The 20,466-nt window shown below is 71.7% G+C and carries 13 protein-coding genes and 5 pseudogenes; 9 read left to right on the forward strand and 9 right to left on the reverse strand.

Annotated features, from left to right (window positions below; translation table 11 throughout):
* Positions 1–73: 73 nt before the first annotated feature.
* From UG55_RS24375 to UG55_RS24390, 5 genes and pseudogenes are all read right to left on the reverse strand, one after another.
* The gene (locus UG55_RS24375) at positions 74–670 is read right to left on the reverse strand and encodes an ATP/GTP-binding protein (protein ID WP_066073632.1); all 597 of its coding nucleotides are present in this window, start codon (positions 668–670) and stop codon (positions 74–76) included.
* A complete protein-coding gene (locus UG55_RS24380; protein ID WP_066073635.1) occupies positions 651–1,010 on the reverse strand; it encodes a DUF742 domain-containing protein in 360 nt (119 codons plus the stop codon). The genes UG55_RS24375 and UG55_RS24380 overlap by 20 nt, the downstream gene beginning before the upstream one ends.
* Positions 1,011–1,035: 25 nt before the next feature.
* The coding region (locus UG55_RS42870; protein ID WP_396231007.1) for a roadblock/LC7 domain-containing protein at positions 1,036–1,234 on the reverse strand (199 nt) is incomplete at its 5' end.
* 1 nt (position 1,235) lies between these two features.
* Positions 1,236–1,458, reverse strand: a pseudogene (locus UG55_RS42875) (roadblock/LC7 domain-containing protein); the annotation flags it as partial.
* A complete protein-coding gene (locus tag UG55_RS24390; RefSeq protein ID WP_242425040.1) occupies positions 1,455–5,078 on the reverse strand; it encodes a nitrate- and nitrite sensing domain-containing protein in 3,624 nt (1,207 codons plus the stop codon). The gene UG55_RS24390 and the pseudogene UG55_RS42875, both read right to left, overlap by 4 nt.
* A gap of 553 nt (positions 5,079–5,631) precedes the next feature.
* On the opposite strand from UG55_RS24390, the gene guaA reads away from it, so the two are divergent.
* From guaA to UG55_RS42885, 4 genes and pseudogenes are all read left to right on the forward strand, one after another.
* On the forward strand, positions 5,632–7,236 hold the full coding sequence (gene guaA, locus UG55_RS24395; RefSeq protein WP_066073643.1) for a glutamine-hydrolyzing GMP synthase: 1,605 nt from the start codon (positions 5,632–5,634) through the stop codon (positions 7,234–7,236).
* Positions 7,237–8,027: 791 nt separating this feature from the next.
* Positions 8,028–9,353, forward strand: a complete 1,326-nt coding sequence (locus UG55_RS24400) for a pyridoxal-phosphate dependent enzyme (RefSeq protein ID WP_066073646.1) — start codon at positions 8,028–8,030, stop codon at positions 9,351–9,353.
* Between the two features lie 166 nt (positions 9,354–9,519).
* Positions 9,520–11,155: UvrD-helicase domain-containing protein (locus UG55_RS24405; RefSeq protein WP_242425041.1), on the forward strand; the 1,636-nt coding region annotated here is incomplete at its 3' end.
* A 22-nt stretch (positions 11,156–11,177) separates the two neighbouring features.
* A pseudogene (locus tag UG55_RS42885) lies at positions 11,178–12,033 on the forward strand (3'-5' exonuclease); the annotation flags it as partial.
* 78 nt (positions 12,034–12,111) lie between these two features.
* Here the strand turns inward: UG55_RS42885 and UG55_RS42890 are convergent.
* From UG55_RS42890 to UG55_RS24420, 4 genes and pseudogenes are all read right to left on the reverse strand, one after another.
* Positions 12,112–12,284 (reverse strand): M23 family metallopeptidase (locus UG55_RS42890; RefSeq protein WP_304440450.1); only part of this gene is annotated, 173 nt, incomplete at its 5' end.
* Between the two features lie 20 nt (positions 12,285–12,304).
* Positions 12,305–12,801: pseudogene (locus UG55_RS42895) on the reverse strand (M23 family metallopeptidase); the annotation flags it as partial.
* 242 nt (positions 12,802–13,043) lie between these two features.
* Positions 13,044–13,895, reverse strand: a complete 852-nt coding sequence (locus UG55_RS24415) for a triacylglycerol lipase (RefSeq protein ID WP_128423168.1) — start codon at positions 13,893–13,895, stop codon at positions 13,044–13,046.
* A gap of 99 nt (positions 13,896–13,994) precedes the next feature.
* Complete coding sequence (locus tag UG55_RS24420; RefSeq protein WP_066073655.1) at positions 13,995–15,512, reverse strand: carboxyl transferase domain-containing protein; 1,518 nt, start codon at positions 15,510–15,512, stop codon at positions 13,995–13,997.
* A 357-nt stretch (positions 15,513–15,869) separates the two neighbouring features.
* Here UG55_RS24420 and UG55_RS24425 point away from each other — a divergent pair, with 357 nt between their 5' ends.
* The 5 genes and pseudogenes from UG55_RS24425 to UG55_RS42910 all read left to right on the forward strand — a co-directional run.
* Positions 15,870–17,795: a protein kinase domain-containing protein gene (locus UG55_RS24425; protein WP_066073658.1), complete on the forward strand. Its 1,926-nt coding sequence runs from the start codon at positions 15,870–15,872 to the stop codon at positions 17,793–17,795.
* A 453-nt stretch (positions 17,796–18,248) separates the two neighbouring features.
* Positions 18,249–18,612, forward strand: a 364-nt coding sequence (locus UG55_RS42900; protein WP_242425042.1) for an ATP-grasp domain-containing protein, incomplete at its 3' end; no start/stop codon positions are given.
* Between the two features lies 1 nt (position 18,613).
* Positions 18,614–19,415: pseudogene (locus UG55_RS24430) on the forward strand (ATP-grasp domain-containing protein); the annotation flags it as partial.
* 22 nt (positions 19,416–19,437) lie between these two features.
* Positions 19,438–19,843, forward strand: a 406-nt coding sequence (locus tag UG55_RS42905; protein ID WP_396231008.1) for a CoA-binding protein, incomplete at its 3' end; no start/stop codon positions are given.
* A 1-nt stretch (position 19,844) separates the two neighbouring features.
* Positions 19,845–20,310 (forward strand): annotated as a pseudogene (locus UG55_RS42910) (succinate--CoA ligase subunit alpha); the annotation flags it as partial.
* Positions 20,311–20,466: the final 156 nt, after the last annotated feature.

Consider the following 20,466-nt stretch of genomic DNA (forward strand, 5'->3'; position numbering starts at 1 on the left):
AAGGCGGGGGGTGCTCCGGACTCGGAGCACCCCCCGCCTTCGTCTGCACCGGAAGCCGGTTGGGCGGCTCTTTTCAGGTACGAGCCGCCGCGCGCGACATCGTGTGCTCCACGACGGCGATCAGCGCGCTCTTGGTCGAGTCGCGGTTTCGGGCGTCGCAGGTGATGATCGGCACGGCCTGGCTGATCTGCAGGGCCTCCCGGACATCCTCGATGGAATGCCGCAGGATGCCGTCGAAGCAGTTCACTCCGACGACGAACGGTAGTTGGCGCTGTTCGAAGTAGTCGACGGCGGCGAAGCAGTCCGCGAGGCGCCGGGTGTCCGCCAGCACGATCGCGCCGATGGCGCCGCGAACGATGTCGTCCCACATGAACCAGAACCGGTACTGCCCGGGCGTCCCGAACAGATAGAGGATCAGATCCTCGTCCAGGGAGACACGGCCGAAGTCCATCGCCACGGTCGTGGTGGTCTTGTCGACGAGATGGGTGAGGTCGTCGACATGCGCGCCGGCCTCGGTCATGACGGCCTCGGTGCGCAGCGGGACGATCTCGGACACGGAGCCCACGAACGTCGTCTTGCCGGCGCCGAATCCGCCCGCCACCACGATCTTCACCGAGGTCGTGGCGACGGCGGAGTTGACCCGTCTGTGGTCAGAGCTTTCGAAGGCCACTGAGAACCCTTTCGAGCAACGCGAGATCCGGCGCCTCATCGCGGTCCGGCTGCTGGTGGACGCGGACGAAGCCTTCGTCCGCCATGTCGCCTACCAGGACGCGGGCGACCCCCAGGGGCACCCTCAGACCGGCGGCGATCTCGGCGATGGACCGCACCTGCCGGCACATGGCGGCGATGGTCTGCTGCTCCAGGTTGAGGCTTAGCGCACGCTCCTCGCCGAGCTGGGTCGTGAAGACGAGTGCCTCAATGGCGAGCTCGTAACGTGACCGAGTCCGCCCACCGGTCATCGCATAGGGGCGGACGACCGGTCCGGGCGCGTTCTCGGGATCGATACTCACCCTGACTCCCTGGACCTACCCGCGTTCACCGCGGGAGCGTCCCCTGCAGCTCGGCTCGGAGAGCCGGCGTGAGGACGTCCTTGGCGCGGCTCACGAGCAATGCCATCTCGTAACCGACAAGACCGATGTCGCAGGACGGCGCGGCGAGTACCGCCATGCTGGCCCCGTCGCTGATGGCCATGATGAACAGGAATCCGAGCTCCATCTCCACGACGGTCTGGGTCNCGGCGCCGGCCTCGAAGACCCGGGCGGCTCCGCCGGTGAGGCTCACCAGCCCGGAGGCGACGGCGGCGAGCTGGTCGGCGCGGTCCCGTGGAAAGCCGTCCGAGACGGCCAACAGCAGCCCGTCGGCGGAGACCACCACGGTGTGGGCCACGCCCGGAACCCGGTCAACAAAGTTGTTGATCAACCAGTTGAGGTTCTGAGCCTCGGAACTCACGGGTGTCACCGTTCCTCCTGCGCGTCACGTCGGGGGTTCCTCGTGGTGTCTGTTCCGACATCACGTCCCTGCCGTACGCCCTGGTAGAAGCTGGCGAGCCGACCACCGACAACCTCTGGGGGGCGTGTCACCGTCGGCTCAGGGGGACGCCGGCGGGGCGCCGGTTCGGCGCTGCCGGGCACGAGATGGGTCATGGGAACTCGAACCGGGAGTCCGGACCGGGTGGTTCCGCCGCCGCTGGGCTGGCGGAGCTGTTCCGCGGCCCGCCAGCCTTCGTCGCCTGCGGACGACCAGGAGACCTCCCCGGTCTGCTGCCCCGCGGTCACCAGCGGCTGGGGCCCGGAGTTCGGTGCCGCCGGCCGTGCTGCCTGTGCGGCGGCCGGCATCGGAGCACCCGGTCCTGGTCGGCGGATCCCCCTGGCGGGGGAGTCCTGGAGCGGCTCGCCGCGGGCCGGCGTGCGTGGTGTCGGGCTGGGCTGGGAGCCCGGACGGGCCGGGGCCTGCGCCCGCCGGGGTAGCGGAGCGGAGTGCACCGAAGGGCCGCCCGCCGCCTGTTCGCGGGGCGCTGCCGGCCTGGCCGGAGCGGGACCGGCCGGGGCGGCCTGGCCAGTCGCTCCGTCACTCGCGGCCCCGTTCCCGGGCGCCGGCGTCCGGCGCTGGAACCAGGCGGAGACGGAATCGAAGATCGGGGTTGTGAGCGTGTCCTCGCTGTCCCGCTCTTCCAGTGCCAGCTCGCCGGTGTTCTCGTTGCGCCCGAAGTCGGGCCGCGCGTGCGGCCCGGTCTGCAGCGGACCGGTGTCCATCGGGCCGGTCTGCAGTGGGCCGGTCTGCAGTGGGCCGGTCTCCATCGGGCCGGTCTCCCGATGGCCGCGGAAGGCCGCGGCCAGATTCGGACCGGTGCGCGGGAAAGCGTCGCCCGATTCGGGACTGGGGCGCCCGGGCGCCCGGTTGAACACGCCGCCCGGCCGGGAGAGCGCATCGGTGTCCGGCTCGCGGTACATCTCCGTGGGTCCGGTGACCGGCCCCACGGGGAGCGGGCCCGACGGCGGCTCCTCACCGGCGCGGGCATCGAGGAGCGGGTAGCCGCCGGTGTCGGTGAAGCCCCGCCCGGGGGTGTCCGGCGCGCCGTGCTCGCCGAGGTAGCCACGCTGCTGCTCGCCGCCGCGCGGCGGCTCGTCATACCGGTCATCCCCGCGGTAGGGCAGCGGGCCGGAATCATAGGCGCCGATCGGGAACTCGCCGGAGTTCTCGATGCTGGGCTGTCCCTGCGAGGGATAGGACCCCGTCCCGTCGGTGCGGTCGGCCCCGAAGCCGGCCGGCGGCCCGTCGCCCGTGTTGTCGCGGGAGTCGCGCGGATCGCGGGAGTCGCGCGGATCGCGGGAGAACTGGCCGTTCGGAGCGGGCCGCTCCTGCCTGCCTCCGCCGAACAGCGATGCCCCGCCGGGGCTCGTGAAGTCGCCGGTACCGGGTCCCTGCCCGAAGCCGGCACCAGCGCCGAAGCCGTTGCTGCCGGGCGCGACGGACGAGCCTCCGGCTGCGGAGGCAGCCCTGGGATCGACGACGGGGCTGAAGCTGGTGGTCTGTAGGCCTGCTCCGGCACCGTTGCGCTCGAGTGCCGGCGTCGGACCTCCGGCCGGGCCGCGACCGGCACCCGGAGCGGGGCCGCGGCCGCCCGGGGGAAGCGCCGCCGCCGCGGGGCGTGGCCCGCTGCCCGCCGCCGCGCTGTCACCGGTGACCAGCTTGGCGGGCAGCCGGACGACAGCGGTGATGCCGCCGGAGGCCGACTCGCGTAGCTGGACCCGGATGCCGTGCCGGCTGGCCAGCCGACCGACGGCGAACAGACCCATCGTCCGGGAGACCGAGACGTCGACGACCGGAGGGTTGGCCAGCCGGTCGTTGACCCGCTCCAGTTCCTTGGCGGGCATCCCGATGCCCTGGTCCTCGATCTCGATCATCGCGCCCGCGCCCGGACCGAGTGAGTGGCTGGACACCAGCACGTCGGTCACCGGGGGGGAGTAAGATGTGGCGTTCTCCAGGAGCTCGGCGATCAGGTGGACCACGTCGCTCACACCGCTGCCGGCGATGGAGACCGGCGCGGCGCCGGTCTGCTTCACCCGGGTGTACTGCTCCACCTCGGAGATGGCGGCGAGGACGACCTCGTTGACCGGCACGGGGTGGGTCCACCGCCGTGCCGTGTCCGTGCCGGCGAGGACGAGCAGGGACTCGTTGTTCCGCCGCATTCGGGTGGCGAGGTGGTCGAGCTTGAACAGGTTGGCGAGCTGGTCCGGGTCCTGCTCGCGGTTCTCCAGGTCGTCGATCAGGCGGAGCTGGCGCTCGACGAGTCCCTGGCTTCGGCGGGAGAGGTTCACGAACATCGCGTTGACGTTGTTCCGCAGTACGGCCTGCTCGGAGGCGAGCCGGACCGCCTCGCGGTGGACCGCGTCGAACGCCCGCGCGACTTCACCGATCTCCTCGTCGGAGTCGATACCGATCGGCTCCACGTCGTCGGCCATGGTCTGGTCGCTGGAGTCCCGCAACCGGCGGACGGCCTCCGGCAGCCGGCGACCGGCGACGTCGAGGGCGGCCGTTCGCAGCGACAGCAGCGGCCGGACCAGCGAGCGGGCCACGACGACGGCGGCGAGCAGGGCGCTGGCGAGAATGAAGACGATCAGCAGACCGGACAGCAGCGCGCCGCGCTGGATCGATCCGCGCAGTTCGTCCACCCGGTCATCGGCGTTGTCGAACAGAGCGGCGCTGACCTCGGAGCCGCGGTCGATCGTCTCCTGGGTCGCCCGGGCCCATTTCTGCGCCTCGGGCTTCGTCAGCGGCGTTCCGGTGGAAGCGTCGAGAACCTGCTCCTCGTAGAGCTCGGTGTTCTCGATGTCCGGGCTCTCGTCGGGGTTCACCTTCTCCCGATAGAGCGTGAGCTCGCCCGGAGCCGCATCCACCTCGAACGCACGGATCAGTTCGGAGCGCTGTGAGTAGGTGGTCAGGAACTCGCGGTAGTCGTCGGTCGAGAACGGATCTCCGCTGACCACGACGCCGTAGACGAGCGCCTGTGCCGCGGCCAGTTCCTCATTCGCCCGCACCAGGTGGTCATTGGCACTGATGTTGGCGAGCAGGGTCTGGTCGTCATTTCCCTGCGGGATCAGGACGACCAGATCGACGAGCGAGTCGATCAGGGGCTTGTAGTTCGATCGCACCGAGTCCGGGTCGGAGATCTTCGAGACCGCGTCGCGCACCGCCGGCAGCCGGCTCGTCGCGTTGTCGACCTCGTTCAGCGCGTTCCTGACCTCGGGCCCGAAGGAGCCCGCGTGCCGCCGGGCGACGTTCTGGTAGGAGGTGAGGGCCTCGTCAACCCCGGTGCGCAGGGAGTCCACCGAGAGCTCGGCGCTGCTGCGGCCCGAGGCGACGAAGCCGGTGGTGTACGTCCGCTCCTTCTGCAGGGCGTAGACCAGAGACGACGCCGACCTGTTGATGTCGATGAGGTCGCGAACCCGGTTGACGTCACGGGTGCTGGTCAGAACCGACACCGCTTGGATCATCGAGTTGGCCAGGATGGCCAGGACTGGTACGGCGAGAATCGCGATCAGTTTGGTGCGCACCCGCCAGTTGGTGGGATCGGTCACCGTCTGACGGAGCCCCCGGCCGCCGGATCCTTCCGGTCGAGGGGACTTCGGGGGCTGGTCCTCATGATGTCCGTCGTCTTCCACGGACGAACCAGCCGCCGACATCGGCTGCTGGTCTGCGGCCATGCCCGTGCTGCTGGCCATCGGTTGTCTGCGCACGTACCTTCGCAACCTCTCCGCCAGCCTCCCGGAACAGTCGTACCAGGATGGCTCGGTATCGGGCCCGGATGTCCCTCACAACGCACCTTAGCGGGACGTAGTGAGCACCCGAAAGGCGCCCACCGTACGCCCGTTGTCGGTCAGAGGCCAGTTGTGGGCGGTTTGCGGCTTAGTTTGTCACGCATGCCCATCTCCACGGGCACGGTCGGTCGGCCGGGCCATCCGCCGCGGTGACGTTCACGGGCCTTTCGATCAGATCGGGGCTTCCCGGTCTTCGCGGGCCGGTTCGGCGACCGCTTGGTCCGGACCACCCGAAGACGCCTCCAATGTGACGCCTTCCGGGCTGCGCGCGCCACCCGGCACGGACCCGCGCCGGCCTCCGTAGGCTTGATGAGTGAACGAGTCACCTCGCGGCAGCTATGGCTCCACCGATGCACATCCCGGATACGACACCGTTCTTGTGATCGACTTCGGCGCGCAGTACGCCCAGTTGATCGCCCGGCGCGTTCGCGAGTGTCATGTGTACTCGGAGATCGTCCCGTGGGATATGCCGGTGGCGGAGATCCTGGCCCGGCGCCCCGCGGCGTTGATCCTCTCGGGCGGTCCGAAGTCGGTCTACTCACCGGGAGCGCCCAGGGTCGATCCGGCGCTCTTCACGGCCGGCGTGCCGGTACTGGGCATCTGCTACGGCCACCAGGTGATGGCGCAGGCCCTGGAGGGCACGGTCGCGCGCACCGGTACCGCCGAGTACGGCGCGACCCGCCTGCGGGTCGAGGAGCCCGGGGTGCTCTTCGACGGGCTCCCGGTCTCCCAGCAGGTGTGGATGTCGCACGGCGACTCCGTGACCGCGGCGCCTCCCGGGTTCCGGGTCACGGCGACGACCCCGGCCACGCCCGTCGCCGCCTTCGAGGATCCCGAGCGACGGCTCTACGGCGTTCAGTTCCATCCCGAGGTGGTGCACAGCGACCGGGGGATGGACGTCCTGCGGCACTTCCTGCTTGTGGGCGCGGGCTGCCGGCCGTCCTGGACGATGCTCAACATCGTCGACGAGGCCGTCGCCGCGGTGCGCAGGCAGGCGGGGGATGGCCGGCTCATCTGCGGGCTGTCGGGCGGCGTGGATTCGGCGGTGGCCGCGGCGCTGGTGCAGCGGGCCGTGGGCGACGCGTTGACCTGTGTGTTCGTCGACCACGGCCTGTTGCGTGCCGGGGAGGCGGAGCAGGTGGAGCGGGACTTCGTCGCCTCGACGGGCATCGACCTCGTGCATGTGAAGGCGGCCGACCGGTTCGCGGCGGCGCTGGCGGGGGTCACCGACCCCGAACAGAAGCGCAAGATCATCGGTCGGGAGTTCATCCGCGTCTTCGAGGAGGCGGCGCGTGAGCTCGACGCACGGGCCGAGGCCGAGGGCAGCCGCATCGGATTCCTCGTGCAGGGCACGCTCTATCCCGATGTCATCGAGTCCGGCTCACCCACCGCGGCGAAGATCAAATCGCACCACAACGTCGGCGGGCTTCCCGATGATCTCCAGTTCGCCCTGGTGGAACCGCTGCGCACGCTCTTCAAGGACGAGGTCCGCCGGCTTGGTGAGGAGCTCGGGCTTCCCGAGGAGATTGTCTGGCGCCAGCCCTTCCCGGGGCCGGGGCTCGCCGTGCGGATCATCGGTGAGGTGACACCGGAGCGGCTGGACATCGTGCGGGCGGCCGATGCGGTGGTCCGCGACGAGATCCGGAAGGCCGGGCTCGACCGGGAGATCTGGCAGGTCTTCGCCGTCCTGCTCGCCGACGTGCGGTCGGTGGGTGTCCAGGGTGACGAGCGGACCTACGGCTGCCCGGTCGTCCTGCGCGCGGTGACCAGCGAGGACGCGATGACGGCGGACTGGGCCCGGCTGCCACCGTCGCTGCTGGAGCGCATCAGCAACCGGATCGTCAACGAGGTCCCGCAGGTCAACCGGGTCGTCTACGACATCACCTCGAAGCCGCCCGGCACGATCGAGTGGGAGTAGCCGCGGCGGCGAGCGGGAGTAGCCGCGACGGCGAGCGGAGTAGCGCCGCAGCGGGATGAGCTCAACATCCACCCCGGCCGGTCGGGGTGGGTGTTGGGAAATACATGTCCCGATATTGAGGTCATGGAGCTTCGGTGGCGTTGGTCCGTGCCGTTTCGCGGTAAGCCCGGGTCGAGCCGCCGCGGTTCATTACATCCGGGCGGGTGCCGTCCGCCCTCCGCTCGGCGAGCAGCGTTCGGTGCCGTAGCCCGTCGCCATCGGCTTCCACCTACGCTCCGTGGCCGCTATCTCTTGGACGCGTCGGCAAATGCGATTCACGGCCCTCGGCGCCGGGTCGTCGCCCGGACTTTGTGACGCGGTGTTTCGGGGCGGGGGTTGACGGCCGGACCGACGGCATTCCGCGGCGGGCATTCTGGTCGAGGAAACGGACATTTATGGATATTCACTGCCCAAGACCTGCCGATCTGGACATTGGGTGTCTCTGAGTCATCTTTGGTGGACGGTGGACGCGGAGCGGCGCGGCTGAGCCACCGTTCCGTGACCCGGTGGCTTCCCATCGTCGAAGCTCGCGGATGGGACTACGCCGGGTCGGGCTTCCCGGCCGGCCGGTTTGACTCCGTCCGGGCGGCGGCGCAGGCTGGAGGGGTGCCGCACTTCCTCATGGTGATTACGTAGGCGCGCGACAGCCCCGACCGGGTCGCGCGCCGAGCCCTTCCGCCCTACGGCGGGGGGCTTTTTTGTTTGCCGCGGCCCCGGGAGGAGGTGGCCGCCGAGCCACCAGGAGAGTCTCGATGACATCACCATCCGTGAGTCAACCGCCAGTCGGCGGTGCTTCGCCGCCCCGCGGGGACGACCCGGCCGACGCCGAGGACGCCGGGGATCCCCAGACCGGGGCCGCGGGAGCCTCCGTACGGCTCAGTGCGCGTTCCGGCCCGCCACGGCCGGAACGCTCCCGCGGCGCCTCCCCCGCACGCCACCGGATCGGCGTGCGCACAGCCCCCCGCGGCGCCATCCGAGACGCCACCCGTGGCGCCTCCGTCGACGCCGCGGACGTGGCGGCGGCGGCCCGCCGCCTCGACGGCGTGGTGCGGCGGACCAGAGTCGTGCCCGCCACGGATCTGGGCGGACCCGGCGGGGCACCGGTCTGGCTCAAGTGCGAGCACGAGCAGTACACCGGCTCCTTCAAGCTGCGCGGCGCCTACAACCGGATCGCGACCGCCGGCGAACGGGCGCGGGCCCGGGGAGTCGTCGCGGCGAGCGCGGGAAACCACGCCCAGGGGGTCGCCTATGCCGCGGCCCGGTTCGGTGTCGCGGCGACGATCTTCGTCCCGGAGGGCGCCAATCCGGCCAAGGTCGCCCGTACCCGGAGCCTGGGCGCCCGGGTCGAGCACGTACCCGGCGGCGTCGACGCGGCGCTGCGCTCCGCCGCGGCCTTCGCGGAGGAGAACGGTGGCCTCCTCGTCCACCCGTTTGACGACGCGGCCGTCGTCGCGGGCCAGGGGACGATCGGGCTCGAGCTCCTCGGGCAGGTTCCCGACCTGGCCACGGTGATCGTGGGAGTAGGCGGCGGCGGGCTGCTGAGCGGGCTGGCGGTGGCGATCCGCGCCCAGCGGCCGGACGTCCGCGTGATCGGTGTCCAGGCGGCCGCCGCGCCCGCGTTCGCCGCATCCTTCCATTTCGGCAGCCGCCTCACCGTGCCGCCGGGTGCTGTGCCGCCGGGTGCTGTGCTGCCGGGTGCTGTGGTGCCGGGGATCGCCGGGGCCGGTCTCGTGGGGCCGTCGGCGGGCACGGTGGCCGACGGGATGGCGGTCGGCGCGCCCGGCCGGCTGACGCTGGCCCTGGCCGCCCGGCTCGTGGACGACGTCGTCACGGTCGACGAGGAGGCGTTCTGGGAGGCGATGGTCCGGCTGCGGCGGGCGGGCCACCGGGTGGAGCCCGCGGGAGCCGCCGGGGTGGCGGCGCTGCTGCGGATGCCCCGGCTCGCGATCGGGCCGACAGCGGTGGTGCTCTCCGGGGGCAACGTCGACCCGTCCGTCGACATCCGGGTGGCCGCCCTCGCGGCCGGCGGGAGTGCCGGTGAGAACGCCGGCGGGGACGCCACCCGGCCGGGCGCCTGACACCGGGTACCGGACCGGATTCGGGACCGAGGGCGCGGAGGCCGGACCCGGCCGCCGGCGCCCCGACCCGACGTGGAAGTGTCGGACCCGCCCGGCACCATGACGTGGTGGCCAGCCTGACCACGGCGTCGGCCGGTTCGTCCGTCGAACGTACGATCGAGGTCTGATGAGCACTCTTTTCGACGACACCTTTGGCACGGAGGAACTGGCCGGGGCCGGCTCGCCGGACGGCCTGACCGCCGCGGGCCAGGGGTCGCGCGGCGGTGCCACGACCGGTGGTCGGGCGTTGCGTGACACCGGTCCGGCGGTGCTCGAGCCCGGCCCGGGCCACGCCCGGCCGCCTCGTCTCGACCCGGACGAACTGCTGGAGGGGCTCAACCCCCAGCAGCACGCGGCGGTGGTGCACGCCGGCTCGCCGCTGCTCGTCGTCGCCGGCGCGGGCTCCGGCAAGACCAGGGTGCTGGCGCACCGGATCGCCTATCTCCTCGCCGCCCGCGACGCGCGGCCGGGGGAGATCCTCGCGATCACGTTCACGAACAAGGCCGCCGGTGAGATGAAGGAGCGGGTCGAGGCACTGGTCGGCCGGCGGGCCAGGGCGATGTGGGTCAGCACCTTCCACTCGGCCTGCGTACGCATCCTGCGCTCGGAGGCGAGCCGGATGGGTTTCGCCTCCTCGTTCTCCATCTACGACGCGGCGGACGCGCAGCGGCTGATCACCCTGGTCACCCGGGATCTCGACCTCGACCCCAAGCGGCACACCGCCAAGGGCCTCGCGGTGGCCATCAGCGCTCTGAAGAACGAACTCATCGACTGGGAGACGGCCCGGGACCGGGCCGCGAACCACATCGAGCGCACCGTGGCCGAGGTGTACGCCGTCTACCAGCAGCGGCTGACGCAGGCGAACGCGCTGGACTTCGACGACCTGATCATGACGACGGTCAACCTGCTCCAGGTGTTCCCCGATGTCGCCGAGCACTACCGGCGGCGGTTCCGCCATGTCCTGGTCGACGAGTACCAGGACACCAACCACGCACAGTACGTACTGATCCGCGAGCTGGTCGGCCGGGCCGCCCCGACCGAGGGCACCGTCCCGGCCGACGGCGGCGCGTCGGGTGCCGTGCCGCCGTCGGGTGCCGTGCCGCCCGCGGAGCTGTGCGTGGTCGGTGACGCCGACCAGTCGATCTACGCCTTCCGCGGGGCGAACATCCGCAACATCGTCGAGTTCGAGCAGGACTTCCCGAACGCGGCCGTCATCCTGCTGGAGCAGAACTACCGGTCCACGCAGACCATCCTCTCCGCGGCGAACGCGGTGATCGCACGCAACGCCCAGCGCAAGCCCAAACGCCTGTGGTCGGACGCCGGCGACGGCGAGCGCATCGTCGGCTTCGTCGCCGACAACGAGCACGACGAGGCCGCCTTCGTCGCGGAGGAGATCGACCGGCTCGGCGACGAGAAGCTGGCCCGGCCGGCGGACGTCGCGGTCTTCTACCGGACGAACGCCCAGAGTCGCGTGTTCGAGGAGATCTTCATCCGGGTCGGCCTGCCGTACCGGGTCGTCGGCGGTGTCCGCTTCTACGAGCGCCGGGAGATCCGCGATCTGCTGGCCTACCTCAGGGTGCTGGCGAATCCAACGGACACGGTGAACCTGCGGCGCATCCTCAACGTCCCGCGCCGCGGCATCGGGGACCGCGCGGAGGCGATGCTCTCGGCCTTCGCGGAGCGGGAGCGGATTCCCTTCGCTGACACGCTCGCCCGGGTGGACGAGGTTCCCGGGGTGGCGACCAGGTCAGCCCGGTCGGTGCNGGACTTCGCCGCCCTGCTGGNCGGGCTGCGTGAGCTCCTGCCGAGCGGTCCGCTGGCGGTGATCGAGGCAGTGCTGGAACGGACGGGTTATCTCTCCGAACTGGTGGCGGAGGACACCATCGAGGCCCAGGGCCGGGTCGAGAACCTGCGGGAGCTGGTCGGGGTCGTCCAGGAGTTCACCGAGCGGCGCCCGGAGGGCACCCTCGCCGAGTTCCTGGAGCAGGTCTCGCTCGTCGCCGACGCCGACCAGATCCCCGACGACGACGGCTCCGACGGAGTGGTCACGCTGATGACCCTGCACAGCGCCAAGGGCCTGGAGTTCCCGGTCGTGTTCCTCACCGGTCTGGAGGACGGCGTCTTCCCGCACCTGCGCACACTCGGGGATCCGACCGGCCTGGAGGAGGAGCGCCGGCTGGCGTATGTCGGCGTCACCCGGGCCCGCTCCCGGCTGTACCTGACCCGCTCCCAGATGCGCAGCGCCTGGGGGCAGCCGGCGTACAACCCACCCTCCCGATTCCTGGGCGAGGTCCCGGACACCCTCGTCGAATGGCGCCGGCTGCCCGATCCGGCGCCGTCCGGCGGCAGTGGGCGGTTCGCCGACTCCGGGGCGGGCCGGGCCGCCGGCTCGTCGGCTGGTTCCGGCGGCTTCGGCTCCCGGCCGGCGAACTCGCCGTTCGCGGCGCGGGGCGGCCGCCCGGCGGCCCGTCCGATCGTCGACCTCAGCCCCGGCGACCGGGTCACCCACGACACGTTCGGTCTCGGGGTCGTCGTCGCGACGAGCGGAGTCGGCGACTCGCGCCAGGCCAAGGTCGACTTCGGATCCGACACCGGGACGAAGGATCTCCTCCTGCGCTACGCCCCGGTGGAGAAGCTCTGACGTCGGTGCGAGCTCAGACGTCCGGCAGAGTCTGGGCGGCGGTCAGAGTCTGGCCGGTGGTCAGAGTCTGGCCGGTGGTCAGTAGGTGACTCCGTGGCCGGCGAGCCAGGCCAGGGGGTCGACCTTCGTCCCGTACTGGCCGCCCAGCCGAACCTCGAAATGCAGGTGCGGCCCGGTGGACCGGCCGGTGTTCCCCTCCAGGCCGATCTGCTGGCCGGTGGCCACCTCCTGACCGAGGCGGACATCGATGCNGGAGAGGTGGCCATAGCTNGTGACCACGTTGTTCTCGTGCATGATCTGCACGAAGTTCCCGTAGCCGGACTCCCAGCCAGCGTAGATCACGGTGCCCCGGTGGGCCGCGTGGATGGTGGTGCCGTGCGCGGCGCCGAAATCGACGCCGATGTGGCGGTTACTGCCACCGAATCCCTGAGTGATCCGGGCTTCGATGGGGCGCACCCAGCGTGCCGCCTCCAGCCGCTCGGTCTCCGCGGCGGCCGCCGCGTCGCGCTGGCTCACGGCGGCGAGCGCCTCGCGGATGACGACCTGGTCCTTCGCGGCGAGCAGCTCGTTGAGCCGGCGTTGCTCATCCGCTGACGTCGGATCGATCGGCGCACTCAGATCGTCCGTCCCGGCGGTGGAGACGACCTGGGCGCTCCCGGCCGCGTCGGCGGGGAGCCGCGTGGTGGACGCTCCCACCACGGTCCCCGTCGGGCTGGCTTCGATCCGGGCGGTGGCGTCGGAATGGGCCACACCGGTCGCATTGATCATCGCGAGCCCGATGGTCGAGATCGCTACGGTGGCGGCACCGGTGCGCCGCAGGTGAACGAAGGCGAAACCCGATCTTCCGGACACGGTCTCATCGCGTCTGCCGGGGGCNGCCGCATCCCGGCGTGTGCGTACTCCGTACTCGGATCTCGGGAACTGCGGTCCTGTCAACACGCACTCCCAGGTCGCAAGGCACCCACCGGACAAACCGGTTGGGGGAGGGATCCCATAAACCGAGGAGGAGGCTACACCGTCTCTTTCGGACAGTTAGTTCCAACTAGCCACAAAGGTGTGGCACTTTTGGATGGCGGCATGGCCCTGCGGGCTGGTTCGCGCCCGGCCGCCAGCAGCCGCGCGGTCAGGTGCGCCACCGTGCTGCTGAACGGAAGAGCGTGGTGGCCGGCCCCGTCGACCAGGATGTTCTCCGTGGTCAGGTCGGGGTGCGTGAGCGTGGCCTCGTCCGGGCGGACCACCGTGTCCAGGCTTCCCGCGACCGCCACGAAGCGGGTCCTGATCCCCGGCGCCGGCTCGGTGAGCTCCCGCAGCAGCGGGGACCCGGGCCGCAGCTGAGCGAGCACCCGGAAGGACACGGCTTTCGGCAGGCAGCGCACCAGTCGGGTGCCATGGTGCGGCGTCGCCAACGTGATCAGTGTGCGCACGTGCTCGTCCCCGCCGAGCCGCTGTACGTAGTAGCGAGCCACCAGGCCGCCTAGTGAGTGGGCGATGATGTTCACGTCGGAGTGCCCGTGCCGCCCGACGACCTGCTCGACTGCCTCCGCGAGCTGGCGGGCGGCCGCCTCGACACTGGTGGCGAACAGCGGGAGATCGACCGCGGTCACGGTGGTGAAGCCGCGGCGGCGCAGGGAGCGCTCAAGCCGCGCGAACACCGAACGGTTGTCGGCCAGTCCGTGGACGAGGAGGACGGGTGTCCCGGCGGTGGTTGGGTCGCCGGTCATCAACCCCCGTTGCAGGGGCGTCAGATCTGCGAGGCGGTAGTGGTCGGCGGGGCCGTCGTCACGCCGACGCCCGAGCGCGGCGGCCGGGTAGAGGGCGGCATGGGTGGCGATGCACGCCGCCTCGAGTACCAGACCCTTCACTCCGTCGAGCTGAGTGGCCCCGAGCCGGGTGAACAGCCGGGTGTCGATGACTGTCCCCTTCGTGCGGACCTGTCCTCGTGGCAGGTTGGACCAGCGACGCTACTGAACGCCATCCAGCCTTGTCGACCATTTGTCTCTTCTTGCGGCAAGACGGACAGAGTCGTCACTCAGAGCGATTGACGTCAGCAGGTCCGTGACGCGATGCGTCAGGCCGGGCACGTCGACGTCACCACGGTCGAGAACTGCGTCGGCGAAGCCGAGAGCGATCAGGTCAGCGGGTCGAAGGCCCGCCCTGTCCGCGGCCGCCGCGGGATCGATCCGCAGGGTCGTGGCCGCGCCCTCGGGCGACAGTGCCGTCATATAGCTGTCCGGCGACAGGAGAACCACGTCCGCGCAGCAGGCGGCGAGCGCGCCGCCCGAACCCCCCTCGCCGAGAATGACGGCGAGCGTGGGCGAGGGGCAGGCAAGTACCGCCCCCATGGCCGTGCCGATCTCGACGGCGACCCCGGCCGCCTCGGCCGCCGGCCCGCAGGCCGCTCCCGGGGTGTCGACCAGGGTCAGCAGCGGGAGGCCCAGCCGCCCGGCGAGCCGCGCGGCCCGGGTGAGCAGACGGTAGCCGTCCGGTCCCGGCGCGCCACCGCGTTCCGCCGCCACGGCGGCTCCGACCACCGGACGGCCGCCGGGTGTCAGCAGGCCGACCCGGGCTCGCACCGTCCGGTCGGGGCCGGTCAGGTCCACGCCGCCGGGGAGCAGGTCGGCGAGCACGGAGCCGGCGTGGCGGCGATCACCGGCCCGGGCCGCCAGTACCTGCTCCCACCCGCTCCGCCGTGGCTGGTCTGCGTCCTCGCCCGGCCCGCCCGTGGGGTCGTCGGCCGGTGGCACCCCGCCGGCCCGGGACTGGGCTCCCGCCTGGGCCCGAGCCGGCTTCGGCGGGGTCGCATCCGGGGTCGCGTCCGGGGTCGCGTCCGGCGGTGCCACCGCCCGCAACGCGCGGCACAGCCAGTCCGCGACGGCCTCCGGGGCCACCGCGGCGTCCACCAGACCCGCGGCGTGCGCGGACGCCGCGGTGTGGCTGCCCGGCGGCGGCGCCTCGCCGGTGACGGCCGCGACCACCCGGGGGCCGGCGAAACCGACCGTCGCGCCCAGGACCGCGCAGCGCAGGTCCGCCTGGGAGCCCACCGTCACCCACATCCCGCCGGTCGTCGGCTGGTCCGAGACGGCGATGTGCGCGAGGCCCGCCTGGGCCAGGTCACCGAGCGCCAGGGCGACCCGGGCCAGGCCCACCAGCCCGGCGACACCTTCCTGCAGGCGGGTGCCACCACTGCGTATCAGTGACACGAGCGGCCGGCGGCTGGCGACGGCGGCCCGCACCGCGGCGGTGAAGGTGTCGGCGTCGGACTCGCCGAAGCTGCCGCCGTGGACGGCGAAGTCCCACACCGCGACGACGGCCGGCACCTCCCCGACCGGCCCCGTTCCCCACCACATCGCCGGTCGGCCGTCGTAGCCCGGCCAGCCCAGACGATTCCGCGCGCCCGGTGCGGCGGGCGCGCGGGACACACCTGCGAGGATCTCCGCCCGCCAGTCCCGGGCCGCGGTGGTGGTGTCACGTTGCGCCATACCCACAGATCTTCGCGTCGGCCGGGCCGTCTGGCGCGGTGACGTGGGATCGCTCTCGCCCGCCCGCCCAGCCCGCGCGGGCCGTGGTTTGCCGTGGCGGATCCGTCCGCCGTGAGCGTTCTGCCCGCCGTCGAGGGGCCGTCCGCCTCCGGTCGGCATTCAGGCCTGCGTAGGGCACGCTTTCGCCCCACCAGGCGGTTGGCGCGCGACCGCGGTTTGGCGAGCCGCGGCGGACGGAAGCGCCTGCCGCGGTCGCCCGCTGTCGCCGGCCACCTCTTCATACGTCATATGGTTCGCAATAGTCTGGTCTGCTCGCTCCTGGAACGGTGATACGGCTCAGGCCGGTAGAGGGGAGTCATGCTCACACCGCTGACGGAGGACGACCCGCGGCAGGTCGGCCGGTACCGACTGCACAACCGGATCGGCGCGGGCGGAATGGGAACCGTCTACCTCGGCTTCGCTCCCGGCTCCGAACCGGTCGCGGTGAAGGTGGCCGCCGCCGAGCTTTCCGAGGACCAGGAGTTCCGTTCACGTTTCGAGCGAGAGGTCAGGGCCGCGCTGCGGGTTCGCGGCACGGCGGTGGCGAGCGTGCTCGACGCCGACACGAACGCACCGCAGCCGTGGATGGTGACCGAGTACGTCGAAGGGGTGAATCTGGCGGATGCCGTCCGCCGACGCGGTCGGCTGGAGCCGCACCTGGTGCGTGGTCTCGCGGTCGGCCTCGCCGACGCACTCGTGGCGATCCATGCCGCGGGCGTGGTCCACCGTGATCTGAAGCCGTCGAACATCCTGCTCGCCTGGGACGGCCCCAAGGTAATCGACTTCGGGATCGCCCAGCTCACCGACAGCGCCACCCTCACCAGGAGCGGCCACGTCATCGGCACCCTGGCCTGGATGGCGCCCGAACAGATGCGCGGCGAGTCGGCCGGGGCGGCGGCGGACGTCTTCGCCTGGGCGAGTTGCGTGACCTACGCGGCGACCGGGCGGCACCCGTTCCATGCCGAGGCGCCCGACCTGCTGGCGCAGCGCGTCCAGCGGGATGACCCGGACATCGACGGCCTCCCCGACTACCTGCGTGGCCTGGTCGCCCAGGCGTTGTCGAAGGAGCCGTGGGAGCGGCCTGGGCCGGCCGGCGTCCTCGCGGCGCTCGTCGGGCACGAGGTCCGCGGTGTGGCCGACGCCGACCGGGCGGCCGGGTCCGTTCTGGAGCAGACCTGGACCGGGCCCTCCCCGGTGTTCGCCTCCTCGGCCGACGCACCGGTTCCCGCGCCGCCGCCCGTCTCCGCGCCGCCGCCCGTCTCCGCGGCGCCGCCGCCGGCGGTGTCGGCATCGGGTGAGCCGCGGCTGCCCGGCCTGCCGCCCGACAACCTGCCGGCGCGCTCCCGGCCCGACAGCCGGGGCGCGCCCGCCGCGGGCGGCGGGTCGCGAGGAGGCCTGCCGCCGCAGGGGTCCGGCCCGTTCGGCCCCCCGCCGCCGGCGTCGGCCTTCCGCCCGGCCTCCGGACCTGGGGTGGCGGGGCGTACGCCCCAGCAGCCCTGGACCTCGGCCCGGCCGACCCCGTCAGCCCCGTCAGGACCGTCGATCCCGTCGGGACCGGCGTCGACCCCGTCCCAGCCGCCGTCGCAGGCGGCGCCGTTCCCGCCGTCGGCGGCTGCGCCGGGTCCGTGGGCGGGGCCGGGCGGGCCGGCACCGGCCCGGGCGCCCGGGCAGTGGGAGGCGGCCCGGCCCGGCGCCGCTGACAGCCGGGGGCCGGCCGAGCCGACACTCAATCCGGCCGACCCGACACCGCCCGGTGCGCCCCCGGACCCGCGGTCGTGGCCGGCCGCGAGGGGGGCGGCGAGGGGAGTAGCCGGCGGTGGCCCCGCGGCCGGGAGGCCGGTGCCCGCGATGTCGCCCGGCACGCACCGGTCATCCGGTGGCGTGGCCCAGCCGGGAGCGCGTCCGGCCCCGGGCCACCCCGTGCCGGCCTACCCGAGGTCGGGCCCGGACCGCGGCGGGCCGTCCACGGGTGGCGCCGCGGCGGTTCGGGCCTCGCTGGCCCAGCACTGGGCGCGGATGCGGGAGCAGTGGAACACGTGCGCGCTGCTTTCGCTCGCGCTCGGGATCCTCTGGATCTTCGGGCTGGGCAGCATCGCCGCGGTGGTACTGGGCCTCGTGGCCAGGGTGCAGATCCGCCGCCGCGGCCGGCGGGGATCGCTGGCCGCCACGGTCGGCATCGGTCTGGGCTGGCTGGGTATCGCCGTCGCCGCCGTCATGGGGGTCGCGATCTGGGCGATTTTCTGAGAAGCCAAGACGGATCCGGTCCGGTGGGCTGGTCCGTAGGCTGATCAGCACTCCGTTCAGTCGTGTGAGATCGGACATACCGCGGCCCGTCGGCGCGCGGTGGGCGTCCCCGCGTTTCGCCCACGTCCAGGGGTGGTGACTGTGTGCCACGGTCGGCGCTGCTGCGTGGCGCGCCTTCGGTTGCCGGCGCCGGCGGCGGTTCCAGGCTCGAATTGAGCGGAAACATGCCTGTCTGGCGCTGGTTCCGTGGGGTTGTCGGCTGGCACGAAAGCGCTCCCGGNCGAGCTGCCAACCGCACAGCGCGACNGGGGGGCGCGTGGCCCGTCACGGCCCGGGAGGTGACCGGGATCAACTCGNGGTGACTGTCCGGCACCGAGCGTCCAAGGGGCCTCGTCAGTAGGCTCGCAGGCGTTCTGTGCATCCCCTGACCGACCGCATCCGACTGGACGGACCGTGGATCTCTTCGAATACCAGGCGAAGAAGCTTTTCGCCGACCATGGCGTACCGGTACCCACCGGGAAGATTGCCACAACCCCCCAACAAGCACGTGAGATCGCGACCGAGCTCGGCGGCAAGGTGGTCGTCAAGGCTCAGGTCAAGACCGGCGGCCGCGGCAAGGCCGGCGGTGTGAAGGTCGCCGACGGGCCGGCCGACGCCTACGAGAAGGCGTCGGCCATCCTGGGGATGGACATCAAGGGCCACACGGTCCACTCCGTCCTCGTCGAGCAGGCGAGCAACATCGCGGAGGAGTACTACGCCTCCTTCCTGCTCGACCGGGCCAACCGCACCTTCCTGGCCATGGCCTCCCGCGAGGGCGNCATGGAGATCGAGGAGGTCGCGGCCACCAACCCGGAGGCGCTGGCCCGCATCCACATCGACCCGCTGACCGGTGTCGACGAGGCGAAGGCCCGTGAGATCGCCGTCGCGGCCAAGCTGCCGGAGGCGGCCCTCGACGGGGCCGCCGCGCTGCTGGCGAAGCTGTGGGAGGTGTTCGTCAAGGCCGATGCCACGCTGGTCGAGGTGAACCCGCTCATCCTCACCGGTGACGGCCGTGTCGTCGCGCTCGACGGCAAGGTGTCGCTGGACGAGAACGCGGACTTCCGGCACCCGGAGAACGCCGAGCTCGTCGACGTCGCCGCGGTGGACCCGCTGGAGCAGAAGGCCAAGGAAAAGGGCCTCAACTACGTCAAGCTCGAGGGCCAGGTCGGCATCATCGGCAACGGTGCGGGCCTCGTCATGTCGACGCTGGACGTCGTGACCTACGCCGGTGAGGAGTTCGGTGGCCAGAAGCCGGCCAACTTCCTCGACATCGGCGGTGGCGCCTCCGCCGAGGTCATGGCGAACGGCCTGTCGATCATCCTGAGCGACCCGTCCGTGAAGAGTGTCTTCGTGAACATCTTCGGCGGGATCACCGCCTGCGATGCGGTCGCGAACGGCATCGTCCAGGCCCTCGCCATCGTCGGGGATGTCACGACCCCGCTGGTGGTGCGCCTGGACGGCAACAACGCCGAGGAGGGCCGCCGGATCCTCAAGGAGGCCAACCTCTCGGTGGTCAAGCCGGTGGACACGATGGACGGCGCGGCGAAGCTCGCCGCCGAGCTCGCCGCGGCCGCGGCCTGACCTGGGTCGGAGGACACAACCGATGGCTATCTGGCTGGACGAGAACAGCCGCATCGTGGTGCAGGGCATCACCGGCGGCGAGGGCAGCAAGCACACCCGGCGCATGCTGGCCGCGGGCGCGAAGGTCGTCGCCGGCGTGAACGCGCGCAAGGTGGGCCAGCAGGTCGAGGGCGTGCCCGTCTTCGGATCGGTGGCGGACGCCATGGCCGAGACCGGCGCCAACGTCTCCGTGATCTTCGTTCCGCCGAAGTTCACGAAGGACGCGGCGATCGAGGCGGTCGACGCCGCGATCCCGCTGGCCGTGGTGATCACCGAAGGCGTTCCGGTGCATGACACCACCGAGTTCTTCGCCTACTCGCAGTCAAAGGGCACGACGCGGATCATCGGGCCGAACTGCCCGGGAATCGCGAGCCCCGGTGCGTCGAACGNCGGCATCATCCCCGCCGACATCACTCCCGGTGGGCGGATCGGTCTGGTGAGCAAGAGTGGCACGCTCACCTACCAGATGATGTACGAGCTGCGCGAGTTCGGTTTTAGCACCTGTGTCGGTATCGGTGGCGACCCTGTCATCGGGACGACACATATTGACGCCCTCGACGCCTTCCAGGCCGACCCCGAGACCGATGCCATCGTTATGATCGGCGAGATCGGTGGGGATGCGGAGGAGCGCGCGGCTGCTCACATCGAAGCCCACGTGACGAAGCCCGTGGTGGGCTACGTCGCTGGATTCACCGCTCCGGAGGGCAAGACCATGGGCCACGCCGGCGCCATCGTCTCCGGCTCCTCGGGCACCGCGCAGGCGAAGAAGGAGGCTCTGGAGAAGGCCGGCGTTCGCGTCGGCAAGACCCCGAGCGAAACCGCACGGCTGATGGCTGACATCATGCGGTCGTTGTAACACTGTTCGCGGGGGGTCTTCTTCTGGCTGTGAGGGAGACCCCCGCGTCGGGCGGTCCAGGAGTTTTGGGTCGCGGGGGCGGGGCGCGAACGCGAACGCTTTCCCGTCCTGCGGCCTTGCTGTAAGACTCCTGTGTGGTCAGGATGGGGCATGGGA

The sequence above is a fragment of the Frankia sp. EI5c genome (genome assembly GCF_001636565.1).
Lineage (GTDB): Bacteria > Actinomycetota > Actinomycetes > Frankiales > Frankiaceae > Parafrankia.